The 17,980-nt window shown below is 43.1% G+C and carries 18 protein-coding genes; 10 read left to right on the top strand and 8 right to left on the bottom strand.

The window, feature by feature from the left end:
- Positions 1 to 172: 172 nt before the first annotated feature.
- The 8 genes from AB1488_08565 to AB1488_08530 all read right to left on the bottom strand — a co-directional run bounded on the left by AB1488_08565 (position 173) and on the right by AB1488_08530 (position 7,392).
- Positions 173 to 592 (bottom strand): ferritin family protein, encoded by a 420-nt coding sequence (locus tag AB1488_08565; GenBank protein ID MEW6410144.1) that lies wholly within the window; start codon positions 590 to 592, stop codon positions 173 to 175.
- Positions 593 to 646: 54 nt separating this feature from the next.
- Positions 647 to 1,093, bottom strand: a complete 447-nt coding sequence (locus tag AB1488_08560; protein MEW6410143.1) for a transcriptional repressor — start codon at positions 1,091 to 1,093, stop codon at positions 647 to 649.
- An 81-nt stretch (positions 1,094 to 1,174) separates the two neighbouring features.
- On the bottom strand, positions 1,175 to 2,536 hold the full coding sequence (locus AB1488_08555; protein MEW6410142.1) for a PocR ligand-binding domain-containing protein: 1,362 nt from the start codon (positions 2,534 to 2,536) through the stop codon (positions 1,175 to 1,177).
- Positions 2,514 to 3,194, bottom strand: a complete 681-nt coding sequence (locus AB1488_08550; GenBank protein MEW6410141.1) for a corrinoid protein — start codon at positions 3,192 to 3,194, stop codon at positions 2,514 to 2,516. The genes AB1488_08555 and AB1488_08550 overlap by 23 nt, the downstream gene beginning before the upstream one ends.
- A 106-nt stretch (positions 3,195 to 3,300) precedes the next feature.
- Entirely contained in the window at positions 3,301 to 4,668 is a 1,368-nt protein-coding gene (locus AB1488_08545; protein ID MEW6410140.1) for an MFS transporter, read from the bottom strand.
- 83 nt (positions 4,669 to 4,751) lie between these two features.
- Entirely contained in the window at positions 4,752 to 5,552 is an 801-nt protein-coding gene (locus AB1488_08540; GenBank protein ID MEW6410139.1) for a dihydropteroate synthase, read from the bottom strand.
- Between the two features lie 10 nt (positions 5,553 to 5,562).
- On the bottom strand, positions 5,563 to 6,723 hold the full coding sequence (locus AB1488_08535; GenBank protein MEW6410138.1) for a uroporphyrinogen decarboxylase family protein: 1,161 nt from the start codon (positions 6,721 to 6,723) through the stop codon (positions 5,563 to 5,565).
- Between the two features lie 33 nt (positions 6,724 to 6,756).
- Positions 6,757 to 7,392 carry a corrinoid protein gene (locus tag AB1488_08530; protein ID MEW6410137.1) on the bottom strand — a complete coding sequence of 212 codons (636 nt, stop codon included), beginning with the start codon at positions 7,390 to 7,392 and terminating at the stop codon, positions 6,757 to 6,759.
- Between the two features lie 145 nt (positions 7,393 to 7,537).
- Here AB1488_08530 and AB1488_08525 point away from each other — a divergent pair, with 145 nt between their 5' ends.
- The 10 genes from AB1488_08525 to AB1488_08480 all read left to right on the top strand — a co-directional run.
- Positions 7,538 to 8,929 carry a sigma 54-interacting transcriptional regulator gene (locus AB1488_08525; GenBank protein MEW6410136.1) on the top strand — a complete coding sequence of 464 codons (1,392 nt, stop codon included), beginning with the start codon at positions 7,538 to 7,540 and terminating at the stop codon, positions 8,927 to 8,929.
- 159 nt (positions 8,930 to 9,088) lie between these two features.
- Entirely contained in the window at positions 9,089 to 10,846 is a 1,758-nt protein-coding gene (locus AB1488_08520) for a uroporphyrinogen decarboxylase family protein (GenBank protein ID MEW6410135.1), read from the top strand.
- 25 nt (positions 10,847 to 10,871) lie between these two features.
- Positions 10,872 to 11,933, top strand: coding sequence for a uroporphyrinogen decarboxylase family protein (locus tag AB1488_08515; GenBank protein MEW6410134.1), 1,062 nt, complete (start codon positions 10,872 to 10,874; stop codon positions 11,931 to 11,933).
- 41 nt (positions 11,934 to 11,974) lie between these two features.
- Complete coding sequence (locus AB1488_08510; GenBank protein ID MEW6410133.1) at positions 11,975 to 12,616, top strand: corrinoid protein; 642 nt, start codon at positions 11,975 to 11,977, stop codon at positions 12,614 to 12,616.
- Between the two features lie 90 nt (positions 12,617 to 12,706).
- Positions 12,707 to 14,104 (top strand): MFS transporter, encoded by a 1,398-nt coding sequence (locus AB1488_08505; GenBank protein ID MEW6410132.1) that lies wholly within the window; start codon positions 12,707 to 12,709, stop codon positions 14,102 to 14,104.
- A gap of 118 nt (positions 14,105 to 14,222) precedes the next feature.
- Positions 14,223 to 15,230 (top strand): dihydropteroate synthase, encoded by a 1,008-nt coding sequence (locus AB1488_08500; protein ID MEW6410131.1) that lies wholly within the window; start codon positions 14,223 to 14,225, stop codon positions 15,228 to 15,230.
- A 19-nt stretch (positions 15,231 to 15,249) separates the two neighbouring features.
- Entirely contained in the window at positions 15,250 to 16,149 is a 900-nt protein-coding gene (locus AB1488_08495) for an MIP/aquaporin family protein (GenBank protein MEW6410130.1), read from the top strand.
- Between the two features lie 98 nt (positions 16,150 to 16,247).
- Positions 16,248 to 16,919, top strand: a complete 672-nt coding sequence (locus AB1488_08490; GenBank protein ID MEW6410129.1) for a hypothetical protein — start codon at positions 16,248 to 16,250, stop codon at positions 16,917 to 16,919.
- Complete coding sequence (locus tag AB1488_08485; protein ID MEW6410128.1) at positions 16,855 to 17,562, top strand: nitroreductase family protein; 708 nt, start codon at positions 16,855 to 16,857, stop codon at positions 17,560 to 17,562. Before AB1488_08490 ends, AB1488_08485 begins: the two co-directional genes overlap by 65 nt.
- Before the next feature lie 207 nt (positions 17,563 to 17,769).
- The coding region (locus tag AB1488_08480; GenBank protein MEW6410127.1) for a S4 domain-containing protein at positions 17,770 to 17,980 on the top strand (211 nt) is incomplete at its 3' end.

The raw sequence follows: 17,980 nt of genomic DNA, 5'->3' as shown, positions 1-17,980 counted from the left end.
GTCTTGGCGATGCTGCCTCAATGGCTATCATTGAGTTTGTGGATTATGACGATGTAAAGAAAAAAGAGAAAGAGGAAAAAGAAAAAAAGGAAAAAACAAAGAAAAAAGCGTAAGAAAAATGGGACGGTTCTATTTTCTTGACAGAACCGTCCCCTTTTTCTTTTTTCGGCATTTAGAAATATCTCTTCAGCAGTCCTTCAAGCATCCGGGCATGCCTTGCCTCGTCTCTTGAGGACTCATCGAAATAGTCATGGGCATGGTCTATGTTATTTTCTTTTGCCTTTGTAGCGGCACTCTTTTTACCTTTATTTGCGCCAGTTTCACCATTAAGCATCTTTTCTATATTCTCCTTTGTACTCAATGAGACCATACCATTAAGCTCAGCAAAATGAGATGCATGCTCTGCCTCTTCCCATGCAATCCTCTTGAGTATCTCAGCAACCTCAGGGTAGCCTTCCCTTTGTGCCTGTCTTGCCATTGCAAGATAGAGTCCTACCTCAGAGCATTCACCCTGAAAGTTCATCTTAACATCATCTTCAACTACCGTTCCTTTTGCGACCCCTAATTGGACTTCATTAATTAAATCAGCCATCTTTTGTTCCTCCTTATGGTATTTTGATTTATGTAAACTTTAAACTTTCAACTTTTAACTTTTAGCTGTCTTTCCCCTCACCTCCTTCTCTCTTTGCTGACATTCCCTGCATATACCGTAGAACTGTATACTTAATCTGGTAATCTTAAATCGCCTTTTAATCTCAGATGGTATATCAGGTTCTATAATTTCTTTAGTAAATATATCCTCGACCTTTTTACATTCAGTACAGATTATATGGTAATGAGGGTTTGTGTTCGGGTCATAGCGATTCTTATCTCTGTCAATATTAAGCTCAAGTACTTCTCTGCTGTCTTTAAGTACCTGAAGGGTATTGTAAACCGTTGCAAAGGAGACGGTTGGATAGTCCTTTAGCACTTCTCTGTATATCTCCTCTGCAGAGGGATGGGATGTATTACCCTCAAGCACCTTTAGAATCGCCATCCTCTGTGGTGTCGCCTTTAGACCCTTATCCCTGTATTTTGATGCATCCACTTTCATTTTTAACAATTATTGTTTTAGAACAATTCTAAACAAATGTCAAGAAAAATCTTAAACCTCACGAGGATAAATGATGGATGCCTAAATTCTGTCTGAAGAGTGTTCAGCCGCTTGAAGGTTTAATAGTTTCCTATATTCAGATGGATGAACCCCTTCTTTCTTAGTGAAGACCTTAGCGAAGTAACTTGGGTCCTGATAACCAACTTCAAGACAAACATCTAATACGGTCATCGTTGCTTGTTTCAGAAGGCTTTTCGCCACAGCGATCCTGACCGATGTCAAGTATTCCAGAAAAGAGATGCCCATCTCCTTGCGAAAAAGATGACTCAGATAATATGAACTGATCCCTACTGCCTCTGCCAGTTTCTGTAAGGAAATGTTCTGATTGTAATTGTTCCAGATGTATTCCTTTACCTTGGTAAAGACACGGGTATGTTGGATATTTCGATTCTGATAGATACATTCAAATATCTGGTCAAAGGCTTTCCTCAAGGTGTAATAAAAATTTTCCTGGGAGTTATCATTGGCAAGATTCTGTATAAACTGATACTTGAATCCTAAGACTTCTTCGAGGTTGGCTCCTGACTCAACCGCCGCCCTAGCAATGATTGCAATGATTTCGAGTATCCGTGCTTTTAAAATTCCGATATATTCATGACTTCTAAAGAGCGACACTCCAAGCAATTCATCTAATATAGCTTTAGCCTTCTTCCTCTCTCCAAACTTGATTAAGTCTATGAGCTCTTTTTCTTTATAAAAATCTTCTCCGAAATAAAGGTTTCCTGATCGTAGTTTCTTCAGGTCATTTTCTGATTTTTTTATCATAAAAAGTTCTTCAGCAAGTATGGACTGTTGTCTGTTTATCTCATATTTTTGCTTCTGTGAAGTCGAATCCATCCTGCTGAAATAATTTGCGATCATAAAGAGAAGGTCCGCAGCTGCCTGGACACGCCTCTCAGAGAAGACAGGAATCTCAAGAATAATCTTCGTCAGCAATAATGGATTGATGGAAAGACATTGAATCTTTGCCAGGATATCATTCACGAAGAATGAATCGGGATGTCTCAACAACACTGGGCCACATATAAAAACAAAGGTTTTCTGATCTTCATTTAAAGTGGCGGCTGCAAACTCAATCATATCGGCATGGCACTGGAAGATATAAGGTTCTCCTATCTTAGCAGCTATCCGAGCTGCACGGGTGATTTCTTTGACACAATGTTTTTTCCCTGGAAAGTAGCTTTGAATTAGTTCACAAAAAGGATGCCACCCTCCTTCATTGGTCATGCGAATCTTCTCATCTTTCTCTACAGGGATCACATGAACCTTCAGTCTCATCGCCTTCTGAAAGGAATCGATAATCCTTGGAAAAAGAGTTTCCTCTTCCTGGCAGGGATAGACTTCGTTATGGTTCTTCCACTTAACTGAAGATTTTTTTATCATATCTCAATAACCCATCATAACTGTCAACCTGTAGCAAATCCTTTGCTTTTCTGACGGCTTCCATTGCATCAACTCCAAATCCATCGGCACCAATACAGTCTGCGAACTCCTGGGTAATAGGAGCACCTCCGACGAGTGTTTTCACCCTTTCTCTCAGTCCTGCCTTTTTCAATGAAATAATAGTGTCTTCCATGACATGCATGGTAACCGTATAAAGACATGAAAGAAGAAGAATGTCAGCCTTTTCTTTCTTGATAGCCTTGATAAAGTTTTCAGGAGATACATCAACGCCGAGGTCAACGACTTCAAAACCTGCCCCTTCCATAAACATCACCACCATATTTTTACCGATATCGTGTATGTCCCCCCTGACGGTTCCTGCCACAGCCTTCCCTATAGGAGTATCTATAGAAGACCTAAAGGAAGAGCGAAGGACATTCAAGCATAATTTGATGGTGATGGCAGAGACGAGGACATTGGGGATAAAATACTCATAGGTTTTCCACTTCTCTTCCACCACCCCCATTGCCTTTAAGATGCCCTGTTCAATAATTGTGGAAGGGACAAACCCATCCTGCAGGCATTTTTCTGTGATAGTAGTGACCTTTTTAATATTCCCCTTGATGATAGCGCATCTTAATTGATAAATAGAATTCATAGGAATAAAGATTTTAATATAATCTTATTTTACCATAAATACCAAAAAAGTAAAGGAGGAGGGAGAATTACTCCCCCCTCTCACCACTGTGAAGTTCTGGTTCAATTTATAGATATTTTCCTGGTGGTGGTTTGAATTTCCAGAGTGAGAAGCAGATTGCTGATGAAACAAATGCGGCTATGATCCAGAACCAGAAAGCGGCAGCCCACCCGATTTTATCCACGAGAAGACCACTGATGACACCGGTCAGACCTGCACCGATATAGCCGAAGGAGTCAATGAAACCAGCCGCTGCTCCTGCTGCCTTCCTTGTCCCGAAGTCCATTGGAACTGCTCCAACGAGGATTACCTGAGTACCAAGGACACAGAATCCAATCAGCCCTAAAATAATGAAGCTTAAGACCCATGCCCCTGCAGGAACCCCATAATAGTAGAAGATAGCCAGGAACCCAAGGGCTCCCATACCCAGAGCGGAGACAGGGGCTCGACGATGGTCAAAAAATCTGTCACTGACCCATCCGAAAAGAACTGCCCCTGCGATGCCGAAAGCAGGTATGGCAATAGCGGTATATGCCGCCTTGGCTATCCCAGCCTTTTGAACCTCGAATAGATAAGTTGGAGCCCAGAGGAGGAAACCATACCGAATGATGTCTACGCAGAAAAATGCACATGCCACAGCCACGACTCTCGGATTCGCTACCGTTTGTTTAAGGGTGAAGCGGAAGCCAGCATGTTCTTCCTTCTCCTTCCTGGGTTTACAGAGCTTTTTTATCTCTTCAACTGATTTACCCTTGAACTCACCATACTGTTCGTAACATTCTATAGGGGGTAATCCCGCATCTTCTGGTCTATTTCTGCCGAATATGAAGTTTAGAAACGCAATAGAAGCAAAGATCATAGGCGCAGCGATGAATGCCGCTCGCCAACCATACTTTGCTACCACATACCCTGCTAAGAGCCAGGACATCACATTACCGACTTGATAACATGCCCCATATATGCCCATCCTCTTTCCACGGGCTTTTGGAGGAAACCAGTGAGCAAGCGTCTTGATGCAGTTAGCCCATCCCCCTGCCTGAATGAAGCCATTCAATCCCCAGACGACTCCCATAACAAAAAGTCCAATCGCCACTGCAGGTCCGAACAGGAGATTTAGCAAGGCAGATGACAGCATAACTGTCAAGAGGTAATGCCTTGAAGAAAATCGCTCTGCTAATTGGCCATGCACAAACTGTCCGATCGCATAAGCCCAGAAAAGGGCGGTTCCGATTGCTCCCAACTCTGCCTTTGTCCAGCCAAACTCCTTTATGAGCCCCGGGATGGCTATTGAGTAATTGACACGGCAGAGATAAAAAGAACCGTAGGTGATCCAAAGGATAATGAAGATTCTGTTACGCCAGTAGGCGTATCCTTTATCCCATTCAGCCCACTGTATCTTTTCTTCTGCTGTCATTGCTGATGTCTCTTGTGCCATAAATTTTCGCCTCCTTTCATTTTAAGTTAAGTTCCATCAAATAATTTTCCTCGATCTTTCAATAACATCACCTCCTCCCTTGCTTATACAAGCCTTCCCTCCCGATATGCCTCAATATATTTCAGGCAAAAAGGGTCTTTGTTTAGAATAGCCTCAGTGCTTTTTATAAGTGCCATAAGCCTTTGATCCAGCGGGTTTAAGATAGCGGCGTCCAGACCAGCCTCGATGGACAGGATCAGGAAAGCCTGATTGATAAGACTCCTTCTTGGAAGACCAAAGGATATATTACTCAAGCCTGAAATAGTTTTTGCCTCAGGGAATAACCGTTTAATCTCTTTTAAGGTCTCGAGGAACAGGAGACCATTTTTTGTATCAGAGGACAAGGGCATGACAAGTGGATCAAAGTAAAGATTCTTAAGGGGAATACCGTTATTTGAGACTGTATTGGCAATTCTCTCGGCTATTTTGAGGCGACCTGATACACCGGAAGGAATGCCTCCTCTATCTGATGTCAATGCAATGAGACCACAACCATACTGTTTTGCCAAAGGAAGAATCTCTCCATATCGGTCACTCTCTCCATTGATTGAGTTAATTATCGCTACACCTTTATGATGTTTCAGGGCTGTCTGAATGACAAGTGGGTAAGGAGAATCGATGCAAAGTGGGAGCTCTGTTGCACCCTGAACTAAAGGGACAAGCCATTCCACATCCTCTGCCTCCTCTTCAGGATATATGCGAAATCCGGAATTCACCTCAAGATAATCAGCTCCAGCGAGCATCTGGCATTTTGCCAAATCGTGGAAAAAAGATTCGTTTCGCTGGAGGATCGCCTCCTCCACACCCTTAATGGAACTGTTAATCTTTTCTCCGATCACCAACATCCCTTATACCTCAGTATGCTCCAAACTCATGGTATGCCTCAAATAAGGCAACCACATTCTCAATGGGGGTATCCACCTGAATATTATGGGCTGTACAGATGATGTAACCACCCCCTACCTTCGCTGATTCCATCGCATACCTTACCATCTCCCTTATATCCTCTGATTTCCCGAGAGGGAGGACGTGCTGGATATCCATCCCGCCCTGGAAGGTGATGTGCTTGCCAAACTCCTTCTTCAATTTTTTAATGTCCATATTGGTCGCACGGGGTTGGAGAGACTGGAGGATGTCGAGTCCGCATTCGATAAGGTCGGGTATAAAATGTTTCACATCCCCACAGGTATGATACATCACAGGGATGCCATACTGGTGGGCAATGTCTATGTAGGTCTTGAATCCTTTCTTGAAGTAGCGTCTCCACATATCGAGGCTGAGCAGAGGACCAGTCTGACCTCCTATGTCGTCGCCCATCATGAAGATATCAATCTCCCCATTAGCCGATTTAAAGACATGGTGGTTGTATTCAACAAAATAATTGATAATATGGTCTCTGATTGCCTCGACGATCTTGGGATTGAGTGCCAGATCGACAAATGTCTGCTGGACTCCTCTTAGATACATCATGGGTTTCAATTGTGCGGTTCGATCAAGACGGTCTCCTACATTGATGACCGCATAATCGGGGTGATAAACCAGGCAGTCCTTCTTCACTGCAGAATAATCCCACCAAGCAGGGCTTGCCCAGCGGTCATATCTTTCTATCTCCTCAACGGTCGCCATCTGTTCAAGAGGAGACTCGGCGACCTCAGAGTAGGTCCCCTCGTGGTCTGTCCCTTTACCATAGGTAACGATCTTTCTCTTTACGCCCCAGAGGTCTTCTACCGTTCCATCAGGGTGTTTTTTGAAGGTCTGTCCTACATAGCTTGGCCCATAATTGTTTCTGAAATCAATCCCAAGGAACTTCAGCAGTTCTTCATAATTCTCGCAGCCAAAGTATTCCATTGTCTTTTTTTGAATCTCGGGGACCATCCAGTTGTCGATAGGAATCCTATCAGGTTCTTGATGTTTAACCGCCGTCATCGCCCTTTGCCTGCAACTCATCTTCTCATTTTTTGCACGAAGCTCGTTAATTCGTGCTCTTCGTTCTTGGAAAATCTTATCCTCTTGCATAACCTCCTCCAGTCTCTTTGCATTGGCTGTTTGTTATTTCCTCAGCCAACCCAAAGATTTCTTTACTCCGGATGGAGCATCTGACGCATACCCATCCGCTCCGATCATATCTGCGAATTTCTGGTCGATAGGGGCTCCACCAATGAGGACTTTGACATTGTTCCGTAAATTATCCTCTTGCAAAGCACTAATAACATCCTTCATTGCTAAACGGGTAGGTGTGTAAAGGCAGGAGAGTGCGAGGATATCTGCTTTTTCCTTTTCTACTACCTCGCGGAACTTCTGTGCAGAGACATCAATGCCAAGATCAATCACATGAAATCCTGCCCCTGTAAGCATCATTGAGACGATATTCTTGCCTATATCATGTACATCACCTTCTACCGTACCGATTACTACCTTTCCAATTGGAGGAATATCACTTTTTTCAAGAATTGGCTTTAACAGGGAGAGACCTTCCTTCATGGCCATGGCAGATAGAAGGAGCTCAGGGACAAATATTTCCTGGCGCTCAAAGAGATCACCGATGATTTCAAGACCCCTGATCAGTCCTTTGTTGAGGATGTCTGTTGGGGTAATGTTATTATCCAGAGCAGTTTGAGTCAGGGTCTTCACATCTTGGATGTTTCTTTGGACAACTGCATCTTCGATACTTTTTAGGATATCCATTATTTTCTCTTTTTATTTTAATTTTATATGATATTGTTTCTTTGTCTATGGCAGTCTTGCTACGATTAGGTTTCTTTTGCAGTAAAATTTAACCGAGGTATCTTGACATAGAACTTAGATAGGTGATAGAGTATTATGTGTAGTTATGGAAGATTCTTTAGAGATATTTGATGATAAGTTAGACTTATTCTCTCTGGTTAGACGAAATACAATTCTGGAGAGTATTCTCGACTGCATTTTCGATGACTTATTTATCATAGATAAGAATGGTGTTATAGTCTATATCAGTCAGAATACCAGTCGAAACCTTGGAATTAATCGCGACGAGACTATTGGTAAACTACTCTCCTTAACCTCCATCAAGATTACACGACATATTATCCCTAACGAATCGTTTGAACGTGGTATCATAGTTGGGCCCTCTTTTAAAAATATCGAGGTGGTCATCTTTTCAACGGATGAAGAAGAAGTTATGGCAGGATGCAGGAAATCTTTCTGTTTTCAAGGCGAAGATGGTCATATTTTTAAAGACATGACTAAGCTAAAGGGAATGGCAAGTCAATTGAGGCAGTTGAAAAAAGTCCTGGGAAGCAAATTTGGGTTTGATAACATTGTGGGAAACAGTGAAGCGATCGAAAAGGCAAAGTCCCTTGCTTATCTTGCTGCACAGAGTGACTCAACGGTCCTATTATATGGAGAGAGCGGTGTAGGAAAAGAACTTTTTGCTCATGCCATTCATTCCATTAGCAAAAGAAAAAATTTGCCTTTCATCAAAGTTGATTGTGCAGGTATACCTGATAATCTTTTAGAATCAGAGTTGTTTGGTTACGAAGAAGGGGCTTTTACAGGTGCACGCAAAGGTGGAAAACCAGGAAGATTTGAGCGGGCTCATAAAGGGACTCTCTTCCTGGATGAAGTGGGTGATATGGGGCTTCCAATGCAGGTAAAACTCCTGCGTGTCTTGCAGGAAAAGGAGATCGAGCGTGTCGGGGGTACAGAGACCTTAGAGATAGATGTCAGGGTTATCGCTTCAACTCGATTTAATCTGCAAGAAAAAATACAAAAAGGTGAATTCCGGGAAGACCTCTTTTATCGTCTGGAAGTTATCCCAATTTATATTCCTCCATTAAGGGAGAGGAAGGAAGATATCCCATTGTTTGTGAAGCATTTTTTAAATAAACTCAATAAGAAAACAGGCAAGGAGATCCGATATGTTTCCGAAGATGTAATGACCATTTTCAAGGATTACTCATGGCCCGGGAATATCAGAGAATTGGAGAATGTGATAGAAGGAGCAATGAATCTTACTAATGGAGAGATCATCGGTGTTAAAAGTCTTCCTCTCACGAAGAGACAAAAAAACATAGGACTTTCAAAACTTCCTTCGATATCTATTGGAGAATCTATGAAAGATATAGAAGTGGCTCATATTCGAAGAGCACTTGAACTAACGCATGGCAATAAGCGTAAGGCATCAAAGGTTCTGGGTATTCCTCGCTCCACTTTTTATATAAAACTTAAAAAATATGGTCTGTGAAGATTGGACATTGTCTAACTGGACATGTCTTATATTTGGACATATTTAAACTCTCTCTTTAACCTCATTTTTACAAATTCCGTTTTAAATTCAAATAGTTATTTTAATTAAATTCATTGGCACAACTATTGCTTCAAGAATAGTTCAGGGAGGTTGTAAATGATACCTCGTGAGAGATTCTTAGCTGCTATTCACCATCAAGAGCCCGATCGTGTTCCCCAACTGATCCGCTGGGGAAAAGAAGTGGGAGAGAAAGTGGGGGAGATATACGGAGTAACAGGTCCTGAATTGGAAGTTAGAATCGGTAACGATGCGATTGTTTGCCAGTTAGGAATCAACTCTGAGATGGAGATGAGCATCGGAGACCTGGAACAAGGTGAAACCTATACTAATGAATGGGGTGTTAGGTATGAAAGGCGGCTGGGTTTTAATAACCCTGTTGGGCATCCATTAAAGAATAAAAAAGACCTTGATGGGTATCAGTTCCCAAACCCTGATGATCCAAAAAAGATAGAGAAACTCAGAATTATTATCCAGAAGTATGGTAAAGAATTTGCCATTATAGCTGACCTCTCCAGCACCCTCTTTGAGGCAGCCGCTGCCCATTTAAGAGGAATGGAGCAGTTTCTTATAGATTGCTACGAGGACCCTATTTTTGCTGGCAGGCTTTTAGATGAACTAACAGATTACTATTCCGTCCTTGGAACCAAGGCAATCATGGAAGGTGCAGATATTATCAGGATTGGTGATGATATTGGTTCTCAACGGGGGATGTTAATTCATCCAAAGCTCTGGAGGAGATTGGTTAGACCCCGGCTGTTTCGGATGGTCCAGACCTTCAGGCAAGTGAACCCGGAAATTATCATTCTTTATCATTCCTGTGGAGACTTTCGTCCCATCATTCCTGATCTCATTGATATTGGTGTCCAATTAATAAGTTCAATGCAGGAAGTAGGTTCTATGAATCTTTCTGAGATCAAAGAGGAGTTTGGCAAATATTTGGCATTCAAGGGGGGGTTAGATACTCAATGTCTCCTTCCTATGGGGACTCCTGAAGATGTCAGAGAAGAGGTTCGGAGATTAGTTCGAACCTTAGGTGCGGGGGGTGGATACATATTTATGCCCTCTCATCTTCTTTATGGCGATGTTCCCCTGCACAATATCTGGGCAATGTTTGAGGCTTTGAGAGACTATGGGACTTATCCGTTAAAGGAAAAGATAATAGAAGTCAAAACAGACAGAATGGATAAGGCTAAGGTTTTGCTTATCAGCAAAGATAATTTGGAAACCCTTGCGAAAATGGTAGAGAACGGAGAAGATTCACAGGTCAAACAGTGGACGCAAAAGGTCCTTTGGCAGGGAATCGATGCCCGGGACATATTGATTCATGGGTTACAAAAAGGAATGGAGAGGCTGGCAGCACAATTTAAAAGTGGCGAGACATTCCTTCCTGAAATCTTGATGGGTAATAAAGCCCTCCATGCAGGTATGGAGGTTCTCAAAATCCACCTTAACGGCAGAATGGAGCAACCGAAAGGGATTATTGTCCTTGGAATGGTAAAAAATGACCTTCACGATATTGGTAAAAACATAGTTAAGATTATGTTTGAGACAGTTGGATTCAGGGTGATAGACGTGGGAGTGGATGTTTCACCTGAGGATTTTGTTTCTGTCGTTGAGCAAGAAAGCGCCGATATTTTAGCCCTCTCAGCCAGAATGAGCACCACCCTGATTGGAATTAAAGATGTCATTGAACTTGTTAAGCGGAGGAAACTCAGGGAAAAGGTAAAGGTCATGATAGGAGGTGCTCCCGTTACTCCAAGCTTTGCTATTGAGGTAGGAGCAAACGGTTTTGCTCCTGATGGGACATCAGCCGCTGAGAAGGCTTTAGAATTGATGGGCATAGAAAATTTATAGAGAGGAGGAAACTTATAACTCTGAGATGAAACCCAGGGAAAGATTCTTGATGGCATTAAATCATAAAGAACCAGATAGGGTACCCCAACTGATTCGATGGGGAAAGGAAATTGGGGAGAGACTTTCTCAGATATTCGGTGTTTCTGGAGAAGATTTGGGACCCCGGATAGGTAACGATGCGATTGTCTGTCAGGTCGGTATCAACGCACTCATGGAGATGAGTGTGGGTGATTTAGTCGAAGGGGAGACCTTTACCAGCGAGTGGGGGGTTGTCTATCAAAGGCAGTCAGGTTTCAATAATCCAATAAAGCACCCCCTTGAAAATAAAGAGAATCTTGATACTTATCAATGGCCCAATCCAAATGATCCCAGAAGATTGAACGAGATTAGAAGAGTAATGAAAAAATATCATGATGATTATGTTGTTATTGTTGACCTTTCAAGTTCTCTTTACGAAGCATCTATGGCTCACCTTCGAGGGATGGAGAAGTTCATCCTTGACTCATATGACGACCCTGACTGGGTCGGAAGGGTTCTTGATGGTCTTGCTGACTATTATATTGTCCTCGGGACTCACGCAGTAAATGAAGGGGTTGATATTATCAGGATCGGGGATGATGTGGGAACCCAGATGGGATTGCTTATACCTCCTGACCTCTGGAGAAAACTGGTAAAACCTCGCCTCGGCAGGATGATCAAGGCATTTAAAAAAGCAAACCCCGAGATAATCATCCTGTATCATTCATGTGGCGATTTCAGTCTCATATTCGATGACCTCATTGAATTGGGTGTGGGATTTATAAGCACAATGCAACCTACAGGTGTGCAATCGGACTATGTAGCAATCAAAAAGAGATATGGAAACAGGCTGGCATTCAAGGGTGGACTGGATACACAGCAGTTATTGCCCCAGGGGACACCAGCAGAGATTAGAGAAGAGGTAAAAAGGCTTCTCAGTGCATATGCCCCGGGTGGTGGCTATGTATTTATGCCGGCTCATCTGCTCTATCAGGATGTCCCTACAGAAAATATCTGGGCAATGATGGAGGCACTGAAAGACTATGGGAAATATCCGCTGAAGATATAACTGAAATAAATCTCTTTTGACAGGGGAGGAGAATAAAAATAATGTCTGATATGATACTTCTTGCAAGTTTGGTTGAAAAAGGGAATCACATAGAAACAGCCAAGGTAACAAGAGAACTTTTAGATCAGGGAGTGAATCCGAACCAGATACTTTATGAGGGTTTACAGAAAGGATTGTTAACTTTAGGTGAGCGTTTTAAACGTAACGAAGCCTACATTCCCGAGGTTCTTCTATCAGCAAGGGCAATGAAAACAGGGATGGAGATCCTTAAACCTTTTTTAGTCAGAAATGAATCAGAACCGAAAGCCAGAGTAGTCCTGGGAACAGTTAAAAATGACTTACACGATATTGGCAAAAACATGGTAGGTATGATGTTAGAAAATGCAGGGTTTATAGTGTTTGACCTTGGAATCAATGTCCCTGAAGAAAAATTCCTCTCAGCCCTCCGCAAAGAGGAAGCCCCCCTTCTTGGAATGTCAGCCCTGCTCAGTACTACCATGCCTGAGTTAAAGCGGGTCATTGAACTTCTCAAGAAAGAAGGAATAAGGGATAAGGTCAAAGTCCTTGTAGGAGGTGCTCCTGTCACTGAGAAATACGCCATGGATATCGAGGCAGACGGGTATGCCCCGGATGCTATCAGGGCAGCAGAGAAGGCTGCTGAACTGATTGACGGCAAGAAATGATTTTTAGAAAGGGGGTGATAACTGAGGGTGATAGTAATTTCTGAGTGGATTTAAGTATTTCTGTAGTAATTTGGGAAGGGAGGTAGTTAAATGGAAAGAGCACATGCAGTCGAAATAAAAAGCGATGTCGAACCCAGGCTTGATAGACTACCGTGGACCAGGTGGCAGACCAGAATAGTATTTGCCCTGGGATTTGCCTGGTTTTTAGACTCACTTGAGGCAAGTATCATCGGAAGTATTCTCGGTATTTTGAAGAAGATATGGCAATTTACTCCTCTTCAAGGGTCCCTTACAGTAAGTGTCTGGTTGATAGGCATAATGGTTGGAGCGGTTGTTTTTGGTTATCTATCTGATAGGTATGGTCGTAAGAAGATGTTTATCTTAACCCTCGTATGGTATGCACTCTTTACAGTAGGCTGCGCCTTCTCTACTAATATCTGGATATTTATCTTCCTCAGGTTTATGGCTGCTATTGGCATAGGTGGAGAATATGCGGCTATCAGTTCTGCGGTTGTAGAGTTCGTCCCGAGAAAGATGAGAGGAAGGATAGATGCCTTTATTATGTCCATGTGGCCTCTCGGAGCAATAGCCTCTGCCATGCTTGTAATGTTTGCTTTAAAACTTTTCCCGGCTGAAATCGCCTGGAGGGCAGGCTTCGTGCTTGCTGTACTTCTTGCCCTCTTCGCACTATGGGCTCGTAAAACCGTCCCTGAATCTCCCCGCTGGTTGATAGACAGGCAGAGGATGGATGAGGCTAAGGTAATTGTGGACACCGCTGAAAGACGTATAATGGAGATAAAAGGCTTGAAGGAATTGGCTCCTGTAGAGCCTATTATAATTCGTTCCGGGGTTCGACAAAATGTCTGGGACCAGACAAAAGAATTATACACCAAATACCCTGGAAGAGTGGCTTTAGGGGCTTTCATGAATTTTTCACAGGTGGCACTCGGTTATGGCTCAATCGCCTATGCTTCACTTGTTCTTTTCCCGATGACCAAGACCCCACCTGAGATTGTTCCCTTTTACTTCATGATAGCCTTTTTCTTCGCCTTCCTTGGTGGTCTGACCTCTACGATTATGGTAGACACAGTCGGCAGAAAGGTCACAGGGGTGCTTTCCTATGGGGCTTATCCCTTTGCTGCCCTGAGTATGCTCATAGTCAATAGCCCTACAACAGCACTGATTTCTCTCTGCATTATGCAGTTTGTCTACACATGGGGTTGGGTTACAGAATATGTGATTAAGTCAGAGATCTTCCCAACTCGAATACGGGCTGCAGGGATCGGCTGGTGTACCTTCTTTGGAAGACTTGGTGGAGTCATCGCCCCACCTCTCCTGGCGAGTGTATATCAGGCTACCAAGTCACTCGCGGATGTTGCGTATGTTATGGCCATCTTCATATCAGGTGGGTTTATAGCAGCCTGTTTCTGGGCGGCAAAAGGCATTGAAGGAAAACACAAGTCACTTGAGGCATTGGAAAAAATCTGAAGAGCCTCTTAACCCTCTATCCTAAAAGGAGGTTCTCATTCTTATATGGATGAGAACCTCCAATTTTATGTTATGATAGTAACATTTAAAATCGGAAAATAAAGAGGAATTCAAATAAATGAGAGAATCCACAATTCACCCCACACCAACGGGAAGCCCCGCCTGTCCCCGGCCTTGCTCCGCAAAGGGGGATAGGCAAGGTGGGGAGGAACGGGGTTGTTCTCCCGAATGGTCAGACCCCGAAGCCACGGGTGCCAAACCGTGGTGCGGGGTTCATACCATCTTGAAGGGTAAAAATACAGAAGTAGTTATAGGAAGGGATCAACCCACAGTGATAATTGGAGAGAGGATAAATCCTACTGGGAAGAAACGATTAGCCAGAGATCTGAAATCAGGGGATATGTCATATATAAAAGAAGAAGCACTGAGGCAGGTAGCGGCAGGAGCAGTTGTTATTGATATAAATGTAGGTTCACCAGAAATTGATGAGCCAAAGGCTCTGGTATCCTCTATAAAGGCAGTCATAGGGGTTGTGGATGTGCCTATCTCGATTGATTCTTCTAATGTCTCTGTGATTAAGTCGGCTTTAAAGGTGTGTCCGGGTAAACCTTTAATCAATTCGACAACAGGAGAAGAAAAGACATTAAAAGAAATCCTGCCTCTGGTTAAAGAGTACGGTTCATCAGTAGTTGCCTTGACAATGGACGAAAATGGGATCCCACAGGATTGTGATGGTAGATTTGAAATCGCAAAAAAGATTATCCAATGGGCAGAAGATATGGGCATCACACATGAGGATGTAATCATAGACCCGATGGTAATGACCGTTGCGGCTGATTATAGATCTGCCCTGAGTGTTCTTGATGCTATAGAGAGGATCGCAACAGAACTAAAAGTCAACCTGGTGATTGGTGGGAGCAACATTTCTCATGGACTACCTGAAAGGTCTGTGATAAATGCTGCCTTTCTTTCAATGGCTATCCAGAGAGGGTTAACTATGGTTATCGCCGATCCCACAGTAACCACAGTTCGCCAGGCAATCCTCGCTTCTGACCTTCTAATGGGTAAGGATGAATTCGCCATAAGATATATTTCGCATTATCGTAAAATGAAAGATTCTACATGAAAATGCAGGAGGTTTGCGGTTGAACAAACTATATAAAAAACTGGCAGGTGAGGTATTAGGAAGTTGGATACTTAGCCTCTTTGGTCTCATGAGCATAGCAGTAGCGGTAACCACTGGAGCATACGGACTCTTTCAGTCGAGTCTCTTGTTCGGCATCGCTGTGGCTTTGGCGATCTTTGCTGTGGGTGGTATCAGCGGTGCCCACCTAAATCCAGCGGTTACGGTCGCCCTCGCCTTTTTCAAGAACTTTCCTAAGCGAGAGATCATTCCTTATATCCTTGCACAGGTCTCTGGATGGTTTTTAGGTGCGGTTACCCTTCACTTTTTATATGGCAACACAATCACTGCCTACGAAGTAGCAAACAAGATAGTCCGGGGTGAACCCGGGAGTGAACTTTCAGCTATGATCTATAACTGCTACGCTCCTCACCCGGCTCTTATGTTAGCTATGAAATGGGGTGTTGATGTCATCCCTCTGTGGCTTGCGATTGTTGCCGAGACCTTTGCCACTTCACTTTTGTGCCTGACAGTGTTATTACTGACAGATAAAGAAAATCCTGCTGGACCAAAGATAGGAGCCATACCTTTACTGCCCATTGTGGTAGGTAGCACCGTGGCTCTGGTCATGGCAGTCGAGGCACCTATAACCATGGCAGCAATCAACCCAGCGCGTGACTTAGGGCCACGTCTGCTCACATGGTTTGCAGGCTGGGGGGCGATATCCATGCCAGGGACTACCAATAGTCCCTTCTGGGTCTACTGGGTGGGACCACTCTCTGGCGCCTTCCTATCAGGCGCTATATATAAGTTCATCCGCATCTTACATCCAAGAACTGTTCATGCTCCTAACACACAGTTGGCAGAGAGGCTGACAGCAAGGCCTTCTCTGAACTCCCACTGGGAGATAGACAAACCATAAAGAAATAGATTTCACTTATTTTGGTCTTGACAGGTCTGAAATAATCTACTTATGATATTTAAAAGTATTTGATTTTCTCCAGCATAGATGCTTAGACTATGAGATATCTAAAGAATTACAAAAATAGTGATATAAAGATTGAAAGACTCGAGGTCTTGAGGTATTTAGCATACAGGAAAGAGGAGAAAGAAATTTCTCCAAAGATTAAAGAAATAATAGAACACCAGATTGACCTTGCATATTCTTTAATAGAACCAAGGGGGATTTACTCCCTTTTTGATAACAATTCTTTAAAGGAGCATTACATCTTTAAGGATGCACAAAAAATAGCCTTCGGGATATGCACAATAGGTTCAATATTGGAAAAGAAGGTAGAAGAATGCTTTATAAAGGGAGAATATTTAGAAGGGTTGGTTCTTGATGCTGTTGGAACGGTTGCTGTAGAGAGCCTGGCTGAATTAATAAATGCTGAAATCAATGAAAAGGCTTCTGAAATGGGCTTCAGGATTTCACGGAGACTCAGTCCTGGGCAGAGAAACTGGCAGCTCGATGGTCAATATCTTATTTTTAAACACTTCAATGACGAAACTCTCGGAATAAAGATTAATGAATCGTTTATGATGGTCCCCAGAAAATCAATCTCCTTTGCCCACAAGTTAAGCAAAAAGAGGATGGAGGAGATCAATTTAGAGGATTGTCAATATTGTGATCTTTATAAACACTGCGCATACAGCAAAGGCTATAAAGAAAGAAAAAACAGTATATTATAATCTGCACATGATGGAGTTATTCGAAACTATAAATAAAAGAAGGAGTATTAGACGGTTCAAGGATGCCTCCGTGCCTCATGAAGACATTCTTAAGATCATAGATGCGGCAAGGAAGGCACCGAGTGCTGGTAATAGCCAGCCATGGCATTTCATTATAATCAAAGATAAAAGGATTACAAGAAGGATGGCTGATGCCGTCCGCACCACTACTGATGGACTGATTAAACGCTCAAAGACAAAGGATGTCAGGAAAAGACTCCAGGCATATAAAGAATTCTTTTACACATTCTTTGAGAAGGCACCTGTCACAATAGTTGTCCTGACAACGTCTTATGAGTCAGCAGTGGACAAGATATTGAAGGAGATGGGAATATCTGATGAAAAACTTTTTTCTCTGAGACCACTGCCAGGCCTACAGAGTGTCTCAGCAGGTATAGAAAATATGCTTCTTACAGTCCATGCACTTGGTTATGGAGCCTGCTGGATGACAGGACCGCTCATCGCTGCTGATAAATTCAAAGAGATACTTCCAATAGAAGAACCATGGTTCCCTGTGGCACTCGTTCCTATCGGTATCCCGGATGAGTCGCCCCCTGAAAGACAGAGAAAACCGATAGAAGAGATAATTACGGTTATCGAATAAATGCGGATCAAAAATGGGACGGTTCTATTTTCTTGATAGTGACAGTAAACCCCGCACCCCGCCCACGCGGGCTGCGGGGACTGCGCGGGCGGGGCTTTAGACCCCGCCCTTGCAAGAGGAAAACTTTTATCCCATTCATCCCCGTCTTAAAAGGCGGGGCATTCTGGCGTGGTGCGGGGTAAAGATAAAAGATAATAGATTTATCATATGCCGAAGACAGCAAGCATAGCACCAATCGAAGATCGCGAAGCAAAGGAATATGTATATCACATTCTAACCGCCCCCTTTTTGATCGGACAGCGTATAGACCGTTACCTCGCTGGTGTAAAGGAACTTTCTCTTTCACGATCCTACATCCAGAAACTCATCAAAAACCAGAGGGTCTCTGTAAACAACCATCCTGTAAAACCCGATTACA

It is taken from the genome of Nitrospirota bacterium (genome assembly GCA_040756155.1).
Lineage (GTDB): Bacteria > Nitrospirota > Thermodesulfovibrionia > JACRGW01 > JBFLZU01 > JBFLZU01.
This window is presented reverse-complemented; position numbering and strand designations above follow the sequence as displayed.

Coding starts and splice junctions, on each gene's coding strand:
- AB1488_08565 (MEW6410144.1), bottom strand. CDS start 592: ATGGCTGATTTAATTAATGAAGTCCAATTAGGGGTCGCAAAAGGAACG.
- AB1488_08560 (MEW6410143.1), bottom strand. CDS start 1,093: ATGAAAGTGGATGCATCAAAATACAGGGATAAGGGTCTAAAGGCGACA.
- AB1488_08555 (MEW6410142.1), bottom strand. CDS start 2,536: ATGATAAAAAAATCTTCAGTTAAGTGGAAGAACCATAACGAAGTCTAT.
- AB1488_08550 (MEW6410141.1), bottom strand. CDS start 3,194: ATGAATTCTATTTATCAATTAAGATGCGCTATCATCAAGGGGAATATT.
- AB1488_08545 (MEW6410140.1), bottom strand. CDS start 4,668: ATGGCACAAGAGACATCAGCAATGACAGCAGAAGAAAAGATACAGTGG.
- AB1488_08540 (MEW6410139.1), bottom strand. CDS start 5,552: ATGTTGGTGATCGGAGAAAAGATTAACAGTTCCATTAAGGGTGTGGAG.
- AB1488_08535 (MEW6410138.1), bottom strand. CDS start 6,723: ATGCAAGAGGATAAGATTTTCCAAGAACGAAGAGCACGAATTAACGAG.
- AB1488_08530 (MEW6410137.1), bottom strand. CDS start 7,392: ATGGATATCCTAAAAAGTATCGAAGATGCAGTTGTCCAAAGAAACATC.
- AB1488_08525 (MEW6410136.1), top strand. CDS start 7,538: ATGGAAGATTCTTTAGAGATATTTGATGATAAGTTAGACTTATTCTCT.
- AB1488_08520 (MEW6410135.1), top strand. CDS start 9,089: ATGATACCTCGTGAGAGATTCTTAGCTGCTATTCACCATCAAGAGCCC.
- AB1488_08515 (MEW6410134.1), top strand. CDS start 10,872: ATGAAACCCAGGGAAAGATTCTTGATGGCATTAAATCATAAAGAACCA.
- AB1488_08510 (MEW6410133.1), top strand. CDS start 11,975: ATGTCTGATATGATACTTCTTGCAAGTTTGGTTGAAAAAGGGAATCAC.
- AB1488_08505 (MEW6410132.1), top strand. CDS start 12,707: ATGGAAAGAGCACATGCAGTCGAAATAAAAAGCGATGTCGAACCCAGG.
- AB1488_08500 (MEW6410131.1), top strand. CDS start 14,223: ATGAGAGAATCCACAATTCACCCCACACCAACGGGAAGCCCCGCCTGT.
- AB1488_08490 (MEW6410129.1), top strand. CDS start 16,248: ATGAGATATCTAAAGAATTACAAAAATAGTGATATAAAGATTGAAAGA.